13 protein-coding genes are annotated in these 15,640 nt (G+C 70.9%); 6 read left to right on the top strand and 7 right to left on the bottom strand.

From position 1 onward, the window contains the following. Positions 1 to 374: 374 nt before the first annotated feature. On the top strand, positions 375 to 1,739 hold the full coding sequence (locus ACP4J3_RS49125) for a cytochrome P450 (RefSeq protein ID WP_426544522.1): 1,365 nt from the start codon (positions 375 to 377) through the stop codon (positions 1,737 to 1,739). Here the strand turns inward: ACP4J3_RS49125 and ACP4J3_RS49120 are convergent. Then, a complete protein-coding gene (locus tag ACP4J3_RS49120; RefSeq protein WP_426544520.1) occupies positions 1,736 to 2,095 on the bottom strand; it encodes a hypothetical protein in 360 nt (119 codons plus the stop codon). The genes ACP4J3_RS49125 and ACP4J3_RS49120 overlap by 4 nt on opposite strands. A 70-nt stretch (positions 2,096 to 2,165) precedes the next feature. Beyond that, complete coding sequence (locus tag ACP4J3_RS49115) at positions 2,166 to 2,759, bottom strand: TerD family protein (protein WP_426544524.1); 594 nt, start codon at positions 2,757 to 2,759, stop codon at positions 2,166 to 2,168. Positions 2,760 to 3,222: 463 nt separating this feature from the next. On the opposite strand from ACP4J3_RS49115, the gene ACP4J3_RS49110 reads away from it, so the two are divergent. Then, complete coding sequence (locus ACP4J3_RS49110) at positions 3,223 to 4,164, top strand: ADP-ribosylglycohydrolase family protein (RefSeq protein WP_426544518.1); 942 nt, start codon at positions 3,223 to 3,225, stop codon at positions 4,162 to 4,164. Positions 4,165 to 5,138: 974 nt separating this feature from the next. On the opposite strand, the gene ACP4J3_RS49105 is transcribed toward ACP4J3_RS49110, so the two are convergent. Both ACP4J3_RS49105 and ACP4J3_RS49100 read right to left on the bottom strand, forming a co-directional pair. Continuing rightward, positions 5,139 to 7,484, bottom strand: a complete 2,346-nt coding sequence (locus ACP4J3_RS49105; RefSeq protein WP_426544516.1) for an ABC transporter permease — start codon at positions 7,482 to 7,484, stop codon at positions 5,139 to 5,141. Next, positions 7,481 to 8,188: an ABC transporter ATP-binding protein gene (locus tag ACP4J3_RS49100; protein ID WP_426544514.1), complete on the bottom strand. Its 708-nt coding sequence runs from the start codon at positions 8,186 to 8,188 to the stop codon at positions 7,481 to 7,483. Before ACP4J3_RS49100 ends, ACP4J3_RS49105 begins: the two co-directional genes overlap by 4 nt. A gap of 214 nt (positions 8,189 to 8,402) precedes the next feature. Between ACP4J3_RS49100 and ACP4J3_RS49095 the strand changes: the two genes are divergently transcribed. Together ACP4J3_RS49095 and ACP4J3_RS49090 are read left to right on the top strand one after the other, a co-directional pair. After that, positions 8,403 to 9,704: a sensor histidine kinase gene (locus ACP4J3_RS49095; protein ID WP_426544512.1), complete on the top strand. Its 1,302-nt coding sequence runs from the start codon at positions 8,403 to 8,405 to the stop codon at positions 9,702 to 9,704. Further along, a complete protein-coding gene (locus ACP4J3_RS49090; protein ID WP_426544510.1) occupies positions 9,701 to 10,480 on the top strand; it encodes a response regulator in 780 nt (259 codons plus the stop codon). The genes ACP4J3_RS49095 and ACP4J3_RS49090 overlap by 4 nt, the downstream gene beginning before the upstream one ends. Positions 10,481 to 10,591: 111 nt before the next feature. Here ACP4J3_RS49090 and ACP4J3_RS49085 read toward each other — a convergent pair whose 3' ends face one another. Further along, entirely contained in the window at positions 10,592 to 11,614 is a 1,023-nt protein-coding gene (locus ACP4J3_RS49085; RefSeq protein WP_426544508.1) for a sporulation protein, read from the bottom strand. A 273-nt stretch (positions 11,615 to 11,887) separates the two neighbouring features. Here ACP4J3_RS49085 and ACP4J3_RS49080 point away from each other — a divergent pair, with 273 nt between their 5' ends. Both ACP4J3_RS49080 and ACP4J3_RS49075 read left to right on the top strand, forming a co-directional pair. After that, positions 11,888 to 13,249, top strand: a complete 1,362-nt coding sequence (locus tag ACP4J3_RS49080) for a hemolysin family protein (RefSeq protein ID WP_426544506.1) — start codon at positions 11,888 to 11,890, stop codon at positions 13,247 to 13,249. Further along, positions 13,246 to 14,268, top strand: a complete 1,023-nt coding sequence (locus ACP4J3_RS49075; protein ID WP_426544504.1) for a hemolysin family protein — start codon at positions 13,246 to 13,248, stop codon at positions 14,266 to 14,268. The genes ACP4J3_RS49080 and ACP4J3_RS49075 overlap by 4 nt, the downstream gene beginning before the upstream one ends. Before the next feature lie 113 nt (positions 14,269 to 14,381). Here the strand turns inward: ACP4J3_RS49075 and ACP4J3_RS49070 are convergent, their stop codons facing one another. Together ACP4J3_RS49070 and ACP4J3_RS49065 are read right to left on the bottom strand one after the other, a co-directional pair. Continuing rightward, complete coding sequence (locus ACP4J3_RS49070) at positions 14,382 to 14,702, bottom strand: hypothetical protein (protein WP_426544502.1); 321 nt, start codon at positions 14,700 to 14,702, stop codon at positions 14,382 to 14,384. 53 nt (positions 14,703 to 14,755) lie between these two features. Continuing rightward, positions 14,756 to 15,529, bottom strand: coding sequence for a sulfotransferase family protein (locus ACP4J3_RS49065; RefSeq protein WP_426544500.1), 774 nt, complete (start codon positions 15,527 to 15,529; stop codon positions 14,756 to 14,758). Between the last annotated feature and the right edge of the window lie 111 nt (positions 15,530 to 15,640).

The raw sequence follows: 15,640 nt of genomic DNA, 5'->3' as shown, positions 1-15,640 counted from the left end.
GCCGCGGTCTTCGAGTGGATCGAGGGCTGGTACAACTTGCACCGGCTGCACAGCAGCCTCGGCTACCGCAGTCCCGCTGACTACGAGGCCGCCCTGGCGGCCTGACCACCACACCGATGGTGTCCGTCAAAGCGAAACAAGCTCACCCACACGATCGCGGCCATGCCGGAGGGCGTCGGCTTCGAGGAGGCCGCTCCCGCGACCGAGGGCTCGCATTACGCGCTCGCGTTCATCAGGGCGAGGGTCACCGGAGTGGAGCCCTCCCCCCAACCAACTCGTCCCACGTGGCGCAGGACACGTTCATGACAGGATTGTGCTGGGGAAAGTTCAGGGAAGTCATAGGGGCGCCCATGATTGCTGTGAAGGGATGACCCGTGACGTCCACGTCGCCTCCCCCCATACCCCGAGCCGCAGGATCGTTTCCGTTCGTCGGTCACGCTCTGAAAATGCGAGACAACCTCGGCTTCATCGACTCGCTGCGCGATACACGGGAACCCGTCGTCGAGATCATCCTGCAACCCGGGACGCGCACCATCGTGGTCCAGGACCCGGCCCTGATCCACCAGATGCTCAAGGCCTTGGCACCCACCCTCGACAAGGGCCGGCTCTACGACAAGCTGGGCCAGCTGCTGGGCGACAGCGTCGTCACCGCCACCGGCCGGAACCACGTACGCAAACGCCGCCAGTTGCAACCGGCGTTCGCCCACACCGAGATCAGCCGGTACGTCGACATCATGCGCGCCGAGGTGACGGCCACGGTCGCCGGCTGGGAGCCCGGTCGGACCCTCGACGTACGCGAGGCGATGGTCGGGCTCAGCCTCGACATGCTGGCCAAGACGGTGTTCGCCGGCAGCCTCGACGACGGCGTCTTCCGCCGGCTGCGCAGCGACCTGTCGGTGTTGATGAACGACGTCGGTATGCGCATGATGCTGCCCGACTGGGCCGGGCGCCTCCCGCTGCCCTTCAACCGCCGCTTCGACCGGGCCCGGGCCGGCGTACGCGCCACCATCAACACCGCCGTCGACGAACTGCAGGCCTCCGGGCACGACACCGGGGACATGCTCTCCATGCTGCTGCGCGCCGTCGACGAGGAGACCGGCGAGCCGCTGACCGGGGATCAGATTTGCTCCGAGGTCCTCACCCTGGCCGTGGCGGGCACCGAGACCACCGCGTCGGTGCTGTCCTGGACCCTGTACGAACTCGCCCGCCACCCCGGCATCGAGGCCCGGGTCCTGGCCGAGCTGAACGAGGTCCTGGGCGGACGGCCGGTCTCCTTCGACGACGTGACCCGCCTGCCGTACCTGAACCGGGTGATCACCGAGACCCTGCGGCTGCACCACCCCGGCTGGCTGGTCACCCGCCGCACCACCGAGGAGACCCGGCTCGGCGAGTGGACGCTGCCCGTCGGCACCGAACTGGCCTACTGCCAGCACGCCCTGCACCGCGACCCCGAGCGCTTCCCCGACCCGCTCACCTTCGACCCGGACCGGTGGAACGACGCCGCTCAGGAGCCTCCGCCGGGCGCGTTCCTGCCCTTCGGGGACGGCAAGCACAAGTGCATGGGGGACCGCTTCGCCCGCACCGAGATGGTCACGGCGCTCGCGACGATGCTGCGTTCGGTACGGCTGGAACTCGCCGAGGGCCAGGTCATCCGCCAGGTCGCCCGGCTCACCGTACGACCGCTCACCCTGCGGATGACCGTCCGCCCCCGGAACCGTCCCGAGCCGGAGTCGGCCTAGCGCGTGTCGCTTTGAGAGGGGCACGGGTCGGCGCGGGTGGGGCAGCGCCAGGTGGGGCAGCAGGGGTTGCCGCCGGTCCAGCCCCGCCTGTTCGGGCGGGCGGTGAGCGTGCTCATGGCTGCGATGACCGCCAGGACCCAGCCGGCGGTCATCAGCGAGCGGCGCAATGTGCCCTGCACGTCGGCCAGTTGGAGCACACAGCCCAGCACGAGCAGTCCATGGCGGGTGGGCAGTACGTTGCTGTCGGCCGGGCGGATCTGCGTGTCCTTGTGCGTGGAAGCGCGCAGCGTGAGGTACGCACGGAGTTCATCCTGTACGCCGCCCACGATGTCGTCGGCGTTCGCCGGCGCCCGCATACGCAGGCGTGCGGCGGCCCGGCCGGGCCCGCCTTTTGGAGAGCGGACCCGGCGAGGCGGTCCGCCCGGGTCAGACGTTGACGCCGAAGTCGGAGGCGATGCCGGCCAGTCCGGAGGCGTAACCCTGCCCGACGGCGCGGAACTTCCATTCGGCGCCATTGCGGTAGAGCTCACCGAAGACCATGGCGGTCTCGGTGGAGGCGTCCTCGGAAAGGTCGTAACGGGCGATCTCGGCGCCGCCCGCCTGGTTGACGATGCGGATGAAGGCGTTGCGGACCTGGCCGAAGCTCTGGCCGCGGCTCGCGGCGTCGTGGATGGAGACCGGGAAGGTGATCCTGTCGACCTCGGCGGGCACGGCCGCGAGGTTCACCTTGACGACCTCGTCGTCACCCTCGCCCTCACCGGTGAGGTTGTCGCCGGTGTGCTCCACGGAACCGTCCGGGCTGGTGAGGTTGTTGTAGAAGACGAAGTGCCGATCGGACAGCACCTTGCCGGAGGCGTCGAGCAGCAGCGCGGAGGCGTCGAGGTCGTAGTCGGTGCCGGTGGTCGTGCGCACGTCCCAGCCCAGGCCGACCAGGACGGCGGTCAGGCCCGGCGCCTCCTTGCTGAGCGAGACGTTACCGCCCTTGGCCAGGGAAACTCCTACTGTGTGCTCCTTCTCGATGGGTCAGGTCGGAGCCCGGAGGGGCTCAATCAAAATCTACAACACTGTAGAAGAAATGGGGGTGTTGACTCGGGTCGGTCGCGGGAATGGCCGACGAGGATGGGGGAGCAGCTGTCGGGCGTCTCGACGATCTCCGGTCGGGAACGGGTGGCAGCGGAAGGGGCCGGAGTACGGCGGATCACCGGCGCTCGGCGGCGACCTCGCCCATGCGACGGTGATCACGATCCTGACCCGGCTGCTGACCAAGGCGCGGTGACCCGCAAGATGCGCAAGGTGCTGGACGCCGAGAGCGACCACACGGAGCCGAACTCGACGGCGTTGTGACCTGCACAGGTGTCTCAGACCCAGGATGTCTCAGGCGGCGCACCTCCGCGGACGAGACACGTTCGCCGCCGATGGCTCGGGGAGCCGAAGAAGGAAACAAGGCCGCGCTGCCTCGGCGCGGCACAGATAACCTGCGCGAATGCAGCGGATTCAGCGGGCCGCCGGCGCGGTCGTCGGCTCAGCGGCGGGTGACGCCCTGGGCGGCCCCTTCGAGTTTGGTCCCCGCGGAGCGTTCTCCGCACGGTTTCCCGCGCCTGGTGCCGGTGGCGAGATGTGCGGAGGCGGTGGCTGGGACCCCGGCGAGGCCACTGACGACACGCAGATGGCCGTCCTGGTCGCGGAGTCGCAGCTGGAGCGGGGCGGACTGGATCTGCCGGACCTCTTCGCCCGCTTCCAGCGGTGGGCGGCATCAGAACCGAAGGACATCGGCTTGCAGACCGAAGACGTCCTGACCAACGGCATGCCCTGGGACCTAGCCGCCGCGATCCATTTCCAGGTCAACCAACGAGCAGCGGGAAACGGCTCCTTGATGCGGGCGTCGACCTCGGCGGTCCACTTCGCGGCCGCCGGCCAGGAAGCCACCATGGACGCGGCCCGCCGCATCGCCGCGCTCACCCACGGTGACCGTGCGGCCTGGGAAGGCACCGCGATCTTCCATGCGCTCATCCGCGTCACGTTCGACGACGCCGACCCCCTCACCGCGCTCCCGGACATCCTCGCTCTTGTCCACCCAGACCACCGCGGCCGCTACACCGCAGTCCTCGCGCCCGACTGGCACCCCGATCAGGCGACCGAGTTCAACGGTGCCGTCTGGCCCTGCCTGGGCTCCGCCGTCTGGGCCCTGCGCACCACCACCAGCTTCGAAGACGCGATACGCGCGGCGATCGACCTCGGCGGTGACACGGACACCGTCGCCGCGGTGACCGGAGGCCTCGCGGGGGCGTACTACGGGCTGGATACGATCCCCGCCCGCTGGACCCGGCCGCTCCATGTCCCCCTCCCGGGCTTCGACGGACGGGTGCTGCACCTGGCAGATCTGCTCCACCTTGCACAGCGCCTCGCGCTGGGTTGTCTCACTTGACGTCGCCGCTCAGTGGTCCATTACGGCCATGTGCCAGACGGCGCCTCTCAATACGTCATGTGATGCATTGACCTCACAGTGCCATCGGGGTTGCATGCGCCGCATCGCCTTCTCGTCGTCGGTGAATGCGCCGCCCACTGGGGGCAGTTGTTCAGAGACACGAAGATCTTCCTGTCCCAGGTGGGCACGACAAGAACGATCGGCATCAACTGCTCGGGCCTCAGCTGCAGCCGGCCGTCGCTGAGTGCGGACGGCCGCTACATCGCCCACGTCGCCACCTTCAGTCGGCCAGCGTCGCGGCAGAGCGTCGAGGTGATCGACTGGCGTGCCGACACCAAGGAAGTCGTCGCCGAGTTCGCGCACCCCCTCCCGGCCCGGCCGTCCATCAGCGGCGACGGCGAGTATGTCGCCTACCAGGACGGCGAGGCGCAGGACGTCTGGCCGTGGAACCGCACCGACGGCACCACCTCCGACCCGATCGAGGGCCCGTCCAAGGCGGCGACTCTCGTCCAGCTCAGCGCGGACGGCGGCAAGGTCGTCCACGTCGGGCTCCGACACCACGTCTACGACGTCAGCTCGGACACCGACCAACTGTTGCCGAACGTGCGGGGCGTGGGGGGGCACGGACGAGGTCGTCTCGAACCAGCCCGCCACGGCCGAGACCGGCGCGGTCAGCGCCGGTGGGCGCGACGTGGTCTTCCAGTCCACGGCCGACGACATCGTGCCCGGCGACACCAACGGCAAGTCGGACGTCTTCGTCCGCCGCTTCTACTGATCGTCCCGGCTGCCGCGCTCTCGGCACTCCACCACCGCTCTCGCGCCCGCGCGGGAGCGGTGGTGGGGCGACATCGCGCTCGTCGGGCCGCCTGGCCATCGGAGCCGGGGACTCAGCGTGGAGGGAACCAGCCAACCGACCCCAACCGCCCCCTGCGATGGGGGTCGGAGGTTGGAGTTACGACCCTGAACCTGACCTTCTATTCGGCGCGCAGCGCCGTCGCGGTTCGGGCCCCGGCGGCCCAGCCGGCGGGCAGGAGCGCACCCAGGGCCGCGATGAGCAGGCCGCCGAGTGCGAGCGGGAGCAGTTCGGCCGCGTGGTAGACGGCGATGACGGAGCCGGGGAGCCGGAGCCCCACGCTGTCGCCCATCGCGGGGATGACCCAGCCGTGCAGGGCCACGCCGAGCGGCACGCCCAGCGTGCCCGCGATCAGACCGGTCACAACGACGGAGGTGATGACCATGGCGAGGGTCTGCCGAGGTGTCATGCCGAGCGCCTTGTGGACACCGATCTCCCGGACGCGCTCGCGGGTGTCGAGCAGCACGCCGTTCAGCACGCCGAGTGCGGCGACGGCGACGAGCATCAGCGTGAGGAGGAGGGACAGCGAGTTGAGCGTGACGACCATGTCGCCGCCGGAGTCGAGACCGCCGGCCCGAGCGGTGGCCCCCAGCGGCGCCAGGTCCCTGTTCAGCACGTCGACGTAGCCGGTCACGTCGGTGCCTGACGCGACCGCGATGTGATGGCTCGTCTCCGTCAGGTCGGGATGCGCCGGCGCGAGGGTCGAGGCGTCGGTGAAGACCTGCATGCCGTCGTTGCGGGGGTCGAGGACCTCACCGACGATCCTGACCGTGACCGGCCGGGCCAGGCCGCTCAGGGTGACGGTGTCGCCGATGCGGGTACCGGTGGCGGTCAGGAAGGGAGTCGGGACCACGGCCTGGCCGGGCCTGTCGATCCAGCGGCCCGAGACCATCGTGTAGCCGCCCCAGGAGGCGTCGCCGGTGAAGGCGATCACGTCGATGGTGCCGGTCAGGCCGGACAGGGTCGCCCGTACCGTCGCGGCGCTGTAGTACTTCCCGGTTCCGGAGGCGCTTTCGATGGCCTCGGCGACTGCGGCGGGAGCGGCCCTGGGCTGCCGCTCGGAGGCGGGACCCCCCGGTCCGAAGTCCGGCAAGGGCGCGGGCACGACGACGTCGGCGGCGTCGTGGGCCCTGGCCTTCATCACCTGGCCGAGCGAGGCGCCCATCCCCACGGTGAACGTGACGGCGATGGCGCCGAACAGGATCGCCGTGCCCATGGCCAGCGCGCGGGCGGGCCGCGCGAAGGGCCGGACCAGGCCCAGGGCGACCGGCTGGGGCAACGGCAGCCGTCCGGCCAGGCGGGCCGCCCACCGGCCGCGCCCCGCCGAAGCGCTGCGCCCGACGGCGAGCGCATCGACCGTACGCAGCCGACCGGCCCGCCAGGCACTGGCCCACGCGGTCACCGCCACCAGGCCGAGCAGCCCGGCGATCACCGCCAGGTCGACCCAGGGAGCGATGGCCAGGGACGAGGTGCCGTAGACCTCCCCGGTCTCGGCCAGTACGGGGACGGCGAGCAGATGGCCGGCGAGGACACCGAGGGCCGTGCCGACGGCGGCCGGGATCAGCGCCTGGCCCACGTAGGCCCGCACGACCTGGGCCGGGGTGAAGCCGACGGCCTTGAGGATGCCGATGCGGCGCGTTCCCGTGCCGACGGCCGACGCGACGACGTTGCCGACGATGAGCACCGACATGACCAGGCCCAGGGCGCCGAACGCGATGAGGAACGGGACGTAGACGGCGGTGTCGCGCTCGGCGGCCTTCTTGACGGTGAGCCATGACTGCTCGCCGACGGCCGCTCCCGGCGGCAGGGCCTGCGTCACAGCCTTGCTGCCCGCGGTGATCTTCGTGGGGGAGCCCGCGTCGGTGAAGCGGTAGAGCATCTGGTAGCCGCCGCCCGGCGCGGTGAGCGTCGGCATCTGCGACGGAACCACCCAGCCGTCCGCGGTCTGCGTGACCGAGCGGGCCACACCGACCACCGTCAGCGTCGGACCGCCGGGCAGATCGGGGAAGGCGAGTTCCACGCCCAAGGCCGGGACGAGCGCGGAGTCGGCGGACAGCGCGATCTCGCCGGGGCGCGTGGGCCACCGTCCGTCGAGCAGTGTCACCTCGTCCACGCCCCGGCCGGGACCGTCCCGGCCGACCACGGTCATCGGCCACCCGGGGCCCGCCCCGTCCGACCGCGGGGTGACCGTCGCCGTGCGGAACGGCCCGGCCGCATTGCTCACCCCTTCCGCGCCCTTGGACTTCGACAACTGCCCGGCACTCACCTTGCCCGCGTCGAACTGGACGGACAGATGCGCGCCGTGCTGCCTGGCGAAGGCGTCGTCGAAGGGCGCGCCGGACACCACGAGCAGCGAACCGCCGAGGACGGAGGCGGCCACCGCCATCATCGTGGCGAGCCCGATCACCAGCGTCTGCACCCGGCGTCGCCCCACCCCCGAGCGCACCACCTTGCCGAGCGCGCTCATCGGACGGCTTCCGAGGCGACGGCCCGCGACCGGACGTCGTCGGTGATTCGGCCGTCGGCGATCCGGACCGTGCGGTTGGTGCAGGACCGGGCCAGAGCCAGGTCGTGGGTGACCACGACGATGGTCTGCCCCTCGGTATTGAGGCCGGTCAGCAGCCTGCTGACGTCCTGTCCGGCGGCCGTGTCCAGGGCCCCGGTCGGCTCGTCGGCCAGGAGCAGCGTCGGCCGGTTCATCAACGCCCGGGCCACCGCGGCCCGTTGCCGTTCGCCGCCGGACAGCCGCCCCGGGTAGGCGCGGGCGTGCCGGTCGATGCCCAGCAGTTCCAGGAGTTCCGCCGCGCGGCGTTCTGCCTCGCGACGTGCCATACCCGCCAGGCGGGCGGGCAGGACGACATTGTCGGCGACGGTCAGATCGTCGAGCAGGTTGAAGAACTGGAAGATCATGCCGATCCTCGACCGCCGGTAGCGTGCCGAAGCGGCTTCGCCGAGCTGGTCCACCCGCACTCCGTCCAGGGTGACGGTCCCCGAATCGGGCCGGTCCAGGCCCGCGATCAGATTGAGCAGCGTGGACTTGCCGCTGCCGGAAGGGCCCAGGATCGCCACGGCCTCGCCGGGCCGCACGGTCAGCGACGCCTCTTGAAGAGCGGGTGGGCCGTCGTCGTATCGACGGCTCACCTCGCACAGTTCGATCACCGGCATGGTCATGAAGGAGCTCCTTGGATACGGCAGTTGGGCTGCGTGAACGCTAGAAGCGGACCCGGTCCGCACGCATCGCCCGCTCGAACCCCCTGCGGTACCGCACCCGGAGTGAACCCCGGGCACGTCATCCCTGCGATGTAGGCGTGCGATGTATCCGGTGCGTTGGGAATGACCATCGGGACGGACTTCGCCGGGTCCGCGCGGCGGCGACAATGAACCGGTGATCGACGTACGTACGACGCTGCAGCGGCTGAGGGAGGCCGCCCGCCGGACGGTCCGCGACGCCGCGCTTCCGACCGGTCCGCCGCTGCGGCTCAGCCGACGCGCCCGGCAGTTCGACGTGCTGGTGGCCCTGGCGCTCGGCATCGCCACTGTCTATTACGGCATCGACAACACGGACAACATCGTGGTGCGGGAGATCGCACCCGGCGTGATGCACGTCGTGCCGCGCCCGTCCGGCCCCGGCGGCATGGCCTTCATGGTGACCCTCGCCGTCATCGCCTCGGGTGCCCTGGCACTGCGCCGCCGCTACCCGCTCGCCGTGCTGTGCGTCGTGACGGCCGCGACACTGGCGACACCGCAGAGCGTCCTGCGCCTGACCTTCTACGCGTTCGTCATCGCCGTCTACAGCGCCGCCGTGTACAGCCCGTACCGCGTGGCGACCCTGGCGGCGCTGCCGGTGTCGGTCGTCCTGGTCGGCACCTCGGGGAACTCGGTGATACCGATCATCCCCAACGAATACGTGGTCCTGCTCATCCTGGTCCCGATGGCCGTGGCCGCCCTCGGGCTGCGCACCTGGAAACTCCGGACCGACGAAGGCCGGACCCGGCTCTTTGCCCTGGAACGCGAACAGGCCGAGGCGCTGCGCCGGGCGGTCGAGCACGAGCGCGCGAGAATCGCCCGCGAACTGCACGACGTCGTCACGCACAACGTCAGCGTGATGGTCATTCAGGCGGGCGCCGCCCGCAAGATCATGAAGACCGCCCCCGAGCAGGCCGACGAGGCCCTGCTCGCCGTCGAGGCGGGCGGCCGGGCCGCCATGACCGAACTGCGGCACGTCATGGGCCTGCTCACCATGTCCGGCGAAGACGAGGAGACGGACGAGGCCGGTAGGGCGGCGGAGCTGACCCCGCAGCCCGGCCTGGACGAACTGGACACGCTCGTCGGACGCGTACGGGACGCCGGCCTGCCGGTCGACCTGACCGTGACCGGACCACCCCGCGAGATCCCGTCCGGCGTCGAGCTCACCGTCTACCGCGTGGTCCAAGAGGCCCTGACGAACACCGTGAAGCACGCATCCGGCGCCACCGCCTCCGTGACCGTCGCATACGAACCGGAACGGCTCCGGGTGGAAGTCACCGACACAGGGGGACGCCCGGGCGCGGACGCCGCCACCGGAAACGGCCGGGGGCTGATCGGCCTGCGCGAGCGCCTCGCCGTCTACGACGGGACCCTGAGCACCGGCCGACGCCTGACCGGCGGCTACCGTGTGGAAGCGCTGATCCCCCTGGAGGCACCGTGACCGAGCAGCCGCTGCGTGTGCTCCTGGCCGACGACCAGACCTTGGTCCGCACCGGTTTCCGGATGATCCTCAGCGCCGACGGCATCGACGTCGTCGCGGAGGCGACCAACGGGGCCGAAGCCGTCGAAGCGGTCCGCCGCACACGTCCCGACGTGGTCCTGATGGACATCCGGATGCCGGAGATGGACGGCCTCGAGGCCACCCGCCGCATCCTCACCGGCGCCCCCGGCGAACCCCGCGTCATCATTCTGACCACCTTCGACCTCGACCGGTACGTCTACGCGGCCCTGTCCGCCGGGGCCAGCGGCTTCCTCCTCAAGGACGTCACCCCCGAGCACCTGGCCTCGGCCGTCCGCACGGTCCGCACCGGAGACGCCCTCCTCGCGCCGACCATCACCCGCCGCCTCGTGCGGCGTTTTGCCGGAGGTGAACATCGATACAGTGCCGGAGGCGAACATCGATACCGTGCCGGAGGCGAGCATCGATACGGCGCCCAGCACGGCGGCGACAACGACACCCCCGCCCTCCACCGCGACCTCGCCTCCCTCACCCCGCGCGAACTGGAGGTCCTCGGCCTGCTGGCCCGAGGACTGAGCAACGCCGAACTCGCCACCCGCCTCCACCTGGCCGAGGCGACCGTCAAAACCCACGTCGCCCGCATCCTCGCCAAACTCGGACTCCGCGATCGTGTCCAGGCCGTCATCGTCGCCTACGAGACAGGTCTGGTCAGCGCCGGCGAACACGAGGCCGTCCAGCGGTCCACCGGGCAGACGTAGAACGGGGAACTCGCGGCGGGTTGCGCCAGACCGAGTACAGCGGGTGCGCGAGAGGTGACCGCAGTTCCGCCTTCGGCGCGACCTCGCTGGTGGCCCAGGAGGACCGCCCTGTCAGTCCTCCTCTTCCCCCTCTTCCCCCTCTTCCTCCTCGCCCTCGAAGAAGTCCCCGACCTCGTCGACGACTTCGGCCGCGACCATGCCGCCGGCGACGCCGACGGCGAGTCCGGCCGCGCCCGCGGCGACGGCGGTTCCCACGCCGGGGCCGGAGCGGTGGCCGCCATGGTGGTGATCGGCGTGGCCGCCGTGGCCGTGCGTCGGGTACGGGGAGCCGTGCTCGTCGGCGGCGTGTGAGCCGTAGGAGCCGCGGTGCTCCACCAGCCGCCGGATCCAGCCGTCGACGATCGTGTTCCAGTCCTGGTGCTCGACGCCCTCGTGGGAGACGGTGAACCGGGTCAGCGCGTCGTGGCCGGAGGAGAAGAGGCCGCCGCGCTTGTCCGCCTCCAGGACGACCTCCATGCCACCCGGGCCCGCCAGGAAGGTCACCTCGATCTCGTTGACCTGCTGCGCGTACTGCGGCGCCGGGGTCAGCTCGATCTCCTGGAAGAAGGGGAGTTGCTGTGCGGTGCCGCCGATGCGCCCGTACTCCAGGTCCGCGGACCTGAAGCCGAAGCCGAGCTGTCCGAGCGCTTCGAGGACGGCCTCCTGCACGGGCAGCGGGCCGACGCTCAACTGGTCCAGGTCGCCCTTGTCCTTGGCGCCCGCCACCGCCAGCTCGGTGCGGACCCCGAGGACGATGCCCAGGCCCTGCCCGTGGAGCTCGGTGATCGGGGTCTCCCACGGCAGCGTCACGCCGAACGGAACGCTGCGCGGCTCGCCCGCGGCGAGACGGAAGCCGCCGCCGACGGTGAACCGGTCGAAGGTGACGGCGCCCTCACTCTCCCCGCCGTCGTGCTCGGCCTCGACCCGCGCCACCAGCTCCAGGGTGATGTGCTCGATGTCGAAGTCGGCGTCCCCGCCCTTGAGATGGACCTGGCCGGACAGGGTGCCACCGGGCTGAGCCGCCCCCGGGTCGAGGACCGTGTCCACCGTGGGGCCGCCCACGCCGAGCGAACCGAGCAGTCGTTTGAACACCATCGTGGCGTCCACTCCTTAGCGCGTGGATCCTCTACAAACGCGTAGAAGCATAGGGCTGTCGGGGACCGAGAGGATCGCAGTCCGCGCCGGTGCCGCGGGAAAGGCCGAAAACGGGTCCTTTACAGTTGGTGTAGAAGCAGGTGGCCTTGCTTCCGACCACTGTCCTCATACGCGTTCGAGAAGGAGCCGAAGTCCCGCGATGGGTGAGCCCCCCAGTACCAGCCGTGCCGTTCCCCGTCCGTTGCCTGTGCGTGAGGGCCGGGGGGTGGCACGGTGACCGAGATCCTGCTGCTCCTGCTGGCCCTGCTCCTCACGCTGGCCTGCGCGCTGTTCGTCGCCGCCGAGTTCTCGCTGACCACTGTCGAGCGCGGTGAACTGGAGCGCGCCGCCGAGGCCGGTGAGAGGGGTGCCGAAGGCGCGCTCAGGGCGGTGCGTCGCCTGACCGTCCAGCTCTCCGGCGCCCAACTGGGCATCACCGTCACCTCGCTGGTGATCGGCATGCTCGCCGAGCCGTCGCTGGCCGCGCTGCTGCGGGGTCCGCTGGAGGCCGTGGGACTGGGTGGTGCCGCCTCGTCGGTGGCGACCGTGCTGGGCGTGGCGCTCTCCACCGTCGTGCTGATGGTGGTGGGCGAGCTGGTGCCGAAGAACTGGGCGATCTCCCGGCCGCTGGCCGTTGCCAAGGTGGTGGCGGGTCCGCAGCGCGGTTTCACGGCCGCCTTCGGACCGTTCATCCGGCACTTGAACAACACCGCGAACCGTTTCGTACGCCGCTTCGGCCTGGAGCCGGCCGAGGAGCTGGCCTCCGCCCGCACCCCCGAGGAACTCGTCGCGCTCGCCCGGCACTCGGCCGCCGAAGGCGCGCTGGAGGCCGACTCCGCCGAACTGTTCGTCCGCACCCTGCACCTGAGCGAGCTCACGGCCGAGAACGTGATGACCCCGCGGGTCGACGTCCGGGCCCTGGAAGCACATGCCACGGCCGCCGACGCGGCGAACCTGACGTACGCCACCGGCCTGTCCCGCTTCCCGGTCTACCGCGACAGCCTCGACGAGGTCATCGGCACCGTCCACATCCGCGACGTCCTCGCCCTCGACCCGGAGAAGCGGGCCACCACGCCCGTCACCGAGCTGGCCACCGAACCCCTCCTCGTCCCCGACAGCCTCACCGCCGACCGACTCCTGGAGCGCCTGCGCACCACCCGCACCATGGCCGTCGTCATCGACGAGTACGGCGGCACCGCGGGCGTGGCCACGATGGAGGACATCGTCGAGGAGGTCGTCGGCGAGGTCCGCGACGAACACGACCCCGTCGAGGCCCCCGACCTGCTGCCCGCCCCGCGCACCGAGGACGGCCGCGCGGTCTGGGAGGCGGACGGAGGTGTCCGCCTCGACGAGCTGGCCGGCATCGGGCTGACGGCGCCCGAAGGGCCGTACGAGACCGCGGCCGGCCTGATCGCCACCCGCCTCGCCCGCATCCCCGCCGAGGGCGACACCGTCGACATCGACGGCTGGCGGCTGGAGGTGGTGGACGTCGAGCACCACCGCGCGGACCGTGTACGCATCACCGCGCCCGCCCTGGGCGAGGTCGACGCCGACGCCGACGCCGACGTCGACGAGCAGCCGGAGGTGGCCCGATGACCGTCCTGCAACTCCTCATCGGTGCCCTGACGCTGCTGACCAACGCGTTCTTCGTGGGCGCCGAGTTCGCCCTGATCTCCGTACGCCGCAGCCAGATCGAGCCGCGGGCGAAGGAGGGGAACAAGCGGGCCCGGATGACGCTGTGGGCCCTGGAGCACCTCTCCGCCATGATGGCCACCGCCCAACTCGGCATCACCGTTTCCTCGCTGGTGCTCGGCGCGGTCGCGGAACCGGCCATCGCGCACCTGCTGGAGCCCGGCTTCGAGGCGGCGCACATCCCGCACGCCCTGGTCCACCCGATCGCATTCGTGATCGCGCTGACCGTGGCGACGTATCTCCACATGCTGATCGGCGAGATGGTGCCGAAGAACATCGCGCTGGCCGCTCCGGTGCCGACCGCGCTGCTGCTCGGCCCGCCGCTGGTGGCGCTCACCCAGGCGCTGCGACCGGTCGTGTTCGGCATCAACGCCTTCGCCAACGCCCTGCTGAAGCTGTTGCGCGTCGAGCCGAAGGACGAGGTCGAGGCCGTCTTCACCGACGACCAGCTCGCGCGCATGGTCGTCGAGGCCGGCGAGGCCGGACTGCTCACCCCGGCCGACGGCGAACGACTGCGCGACGCGCTGGAACTGGGCACCCGCCCGGTCGGCGAGATCCTCGTCCCGGTGCAGCACATGCACACCGTCGACCACACCGTCACCCCGGCCCAACTGGAGCGCGTGGCCGCCGACGCGGGCTACTCCCGCTTCCCGGTCACCGGTCCCGACGGCGCCCTCCTCGGCTACCTGCACATCAAGGACACCCTCGGCGTCGCCGACCGCGACCGTCCCTTCCCGGGCACCGCCCACCACCCGGTCACCCGGGTGCACATCGACACCCCGCTGGACGACACCCTCACCGCCCTGCGCGCCGAGGGCAGCCATCTGGCCGCTGTGGTCGGCGGGAGCGGCAGGGTGATCGGCTTCGTGACGATGGAGGACGTCCTGTCCGAACTGGTCGGCCCCGCTCCGGCCACCGCATGACCGCCGTGCCGCCCTGAGCGCGCCTCCGCGCAGGGCGGCACGGTCCGGAGTACCCGTCCAGGAGCCAGGGCCTCTTCCTCCCTCCGATCGCCCAGGACCTGCGGACGAGCGGATCAGCCCTGCCCGGTGAGCAGGCAGTGCGTCGTGGCCGCCGTATGCGCCGGATCGTCCTGCTCGGCGACGGAGACCTCGACATACCGGGTACCGCTGGCCGCGTGGCGGTCGTGCACGGCAGTGGCGCTCCGTGGGGCGCACGGGACGATCGCCACGACCCCGTTGCGTGCCAGCACCTCGGCCAGCAGACCCGTGCGCCGGGTGTCGGCGCCCAGATCGGCGTACCGGTCGAGCACCTGGACCCGGCGCTGTTCGGCCGTGAGCCGGTCGGCCAGTGCGTAGGCGGCCGCCAACCGGTCGGCCGTGGAGGGGCCCGTCACCCAGACCGTCGCGCCGGGACAGGTGCACCGGCTCTTTCGGTCGCGCGGAGGGTTCAGCACGGGTACCCCCAGGCGCGGGTGATGTCGCGCAGAGCCGGCGGTACGTCCTCGGGTTTCGGCAGCGGTCGGGCCCGCTGGATCTTCGCGGACTTGATGTTGTCGCTCCAATCTCCGATGAACGGCACGAACGGCCCGTGATCACCCTTGCGGTAATCGAGCATCTCGGGGGTCCACTGCACCCCGAGGTACGCGCAGATCTCCTGCGTGACCTGATCAGGTCTCTCCGTCAGCTCTTCGTAGCGGACCGTGAGACCGTCCAGGTTGTTGCGGGCCGCCTCGACGGCATCGACGTACCCGCGCACCTCCCGCACCGTCGGTTCCAGCTCACGGTCCGGCCGACCGGCGATCAGCGAGTTCACCATCGATGCCGGATGCCGCAACAGGAAGAGGTACCGGGCCTGCGGCCACCCCTCATGCAGCCGCTCCCACACCCCGGCGTTGCCGGGTGTCTTGTCCACGATGATGTGCTTGCCGCTGCGTACGAGTTCCCGGTGCAGGATGCGGTCCCACAGCAGATACTCCAGCGAACGCTGGTCGAGGCCGAGTTCGGCCATGGCCTTGATGGTGTACGGCTTGGTGAGGTTCACCGACAGGGTCCGCAGATGCATCTCGTGCGGGGCGCGGATCTCGGGATGGCTGTTGAGCAGGACCCGCAGGAGCGTGGAGCCGGAACGCACGGAGGAGAGCACGAACACCGGCTCGGGGACGAGCCGGCGGGCGGAGGGCGGTACGGGGGGCTCGGCCAGCCTGCGTACTCTGCGTTTCACCCCGCGGGCGACCCGGCGCATCATCGGACTGACGCCTAGGGCGTGTATCGAGTCGTGATCAATCTGCGGGATTCGCTGTCGTGGCGGGTTCTGGACCGGTAGGCCTTCTTG

The sequence above is a fragment of the Streptomyces sp. UG1 genome, from assembly GCF_049974585.1.
Classification (GTDB): Bacteria; Actinomycetota; Actinomycetes; order Streptomycetales; family Streptomycetaceae; genus Streptomyces.
The sequence above is the reverse complement of the archived record's forward strand: the minus strand, read 5'-3'. Positions and strand labels throughout refer to the sequence as shown.

Bases quoted from the DNA above. Each gene is read 5' to 3' on its own strand.
- ACP4J3_RS49120 (WP_426544520.1), bottom strand. From the start codon at position 2,095: ATGCGGGCGCCGGCGAACGCCGACGACATCGTGGGCGGCGTACAGGAT.
- ACP4J3_RS49110 (WP_426544518.1), top strand. From the start codon at position 3,223: ATGCAGCGGATTCAGCGGGCCGCCGGCGCGGTCGTCGGCTCAGCGGCG.
- ACP4J3_RS49105 (WP_426544516.1), bottom strand. From the start codon at position 7,484: ATGAGCGCGCTCGGCAAGGTGGTGCGCTCGGGGGTGGGGCGACGCCGG.
- ACP4J3_RS49100 (WP_426544514.1), bottom strand. From the start codon at position 8,188: ATGACCATGCCGGTGATCGAACTGTGCGAGGTGAGCCGTCGATACGAC.
- ACP4J3_RS49085 (WP_426544508.1), bottom strand. From the start codon at position 11,614: ATGGTGTTCAAACGACTGCTCGGTTCGCTCGGCGTGGGCGGCCCCACG.
- ACP4J3_RS49075 (WP_426544504.1), top strand. From the start codon at position 13,246: ATGACCGTCCTGCAACTCCTCATCGGTGCCCTGACGCTGCTGACCAAC.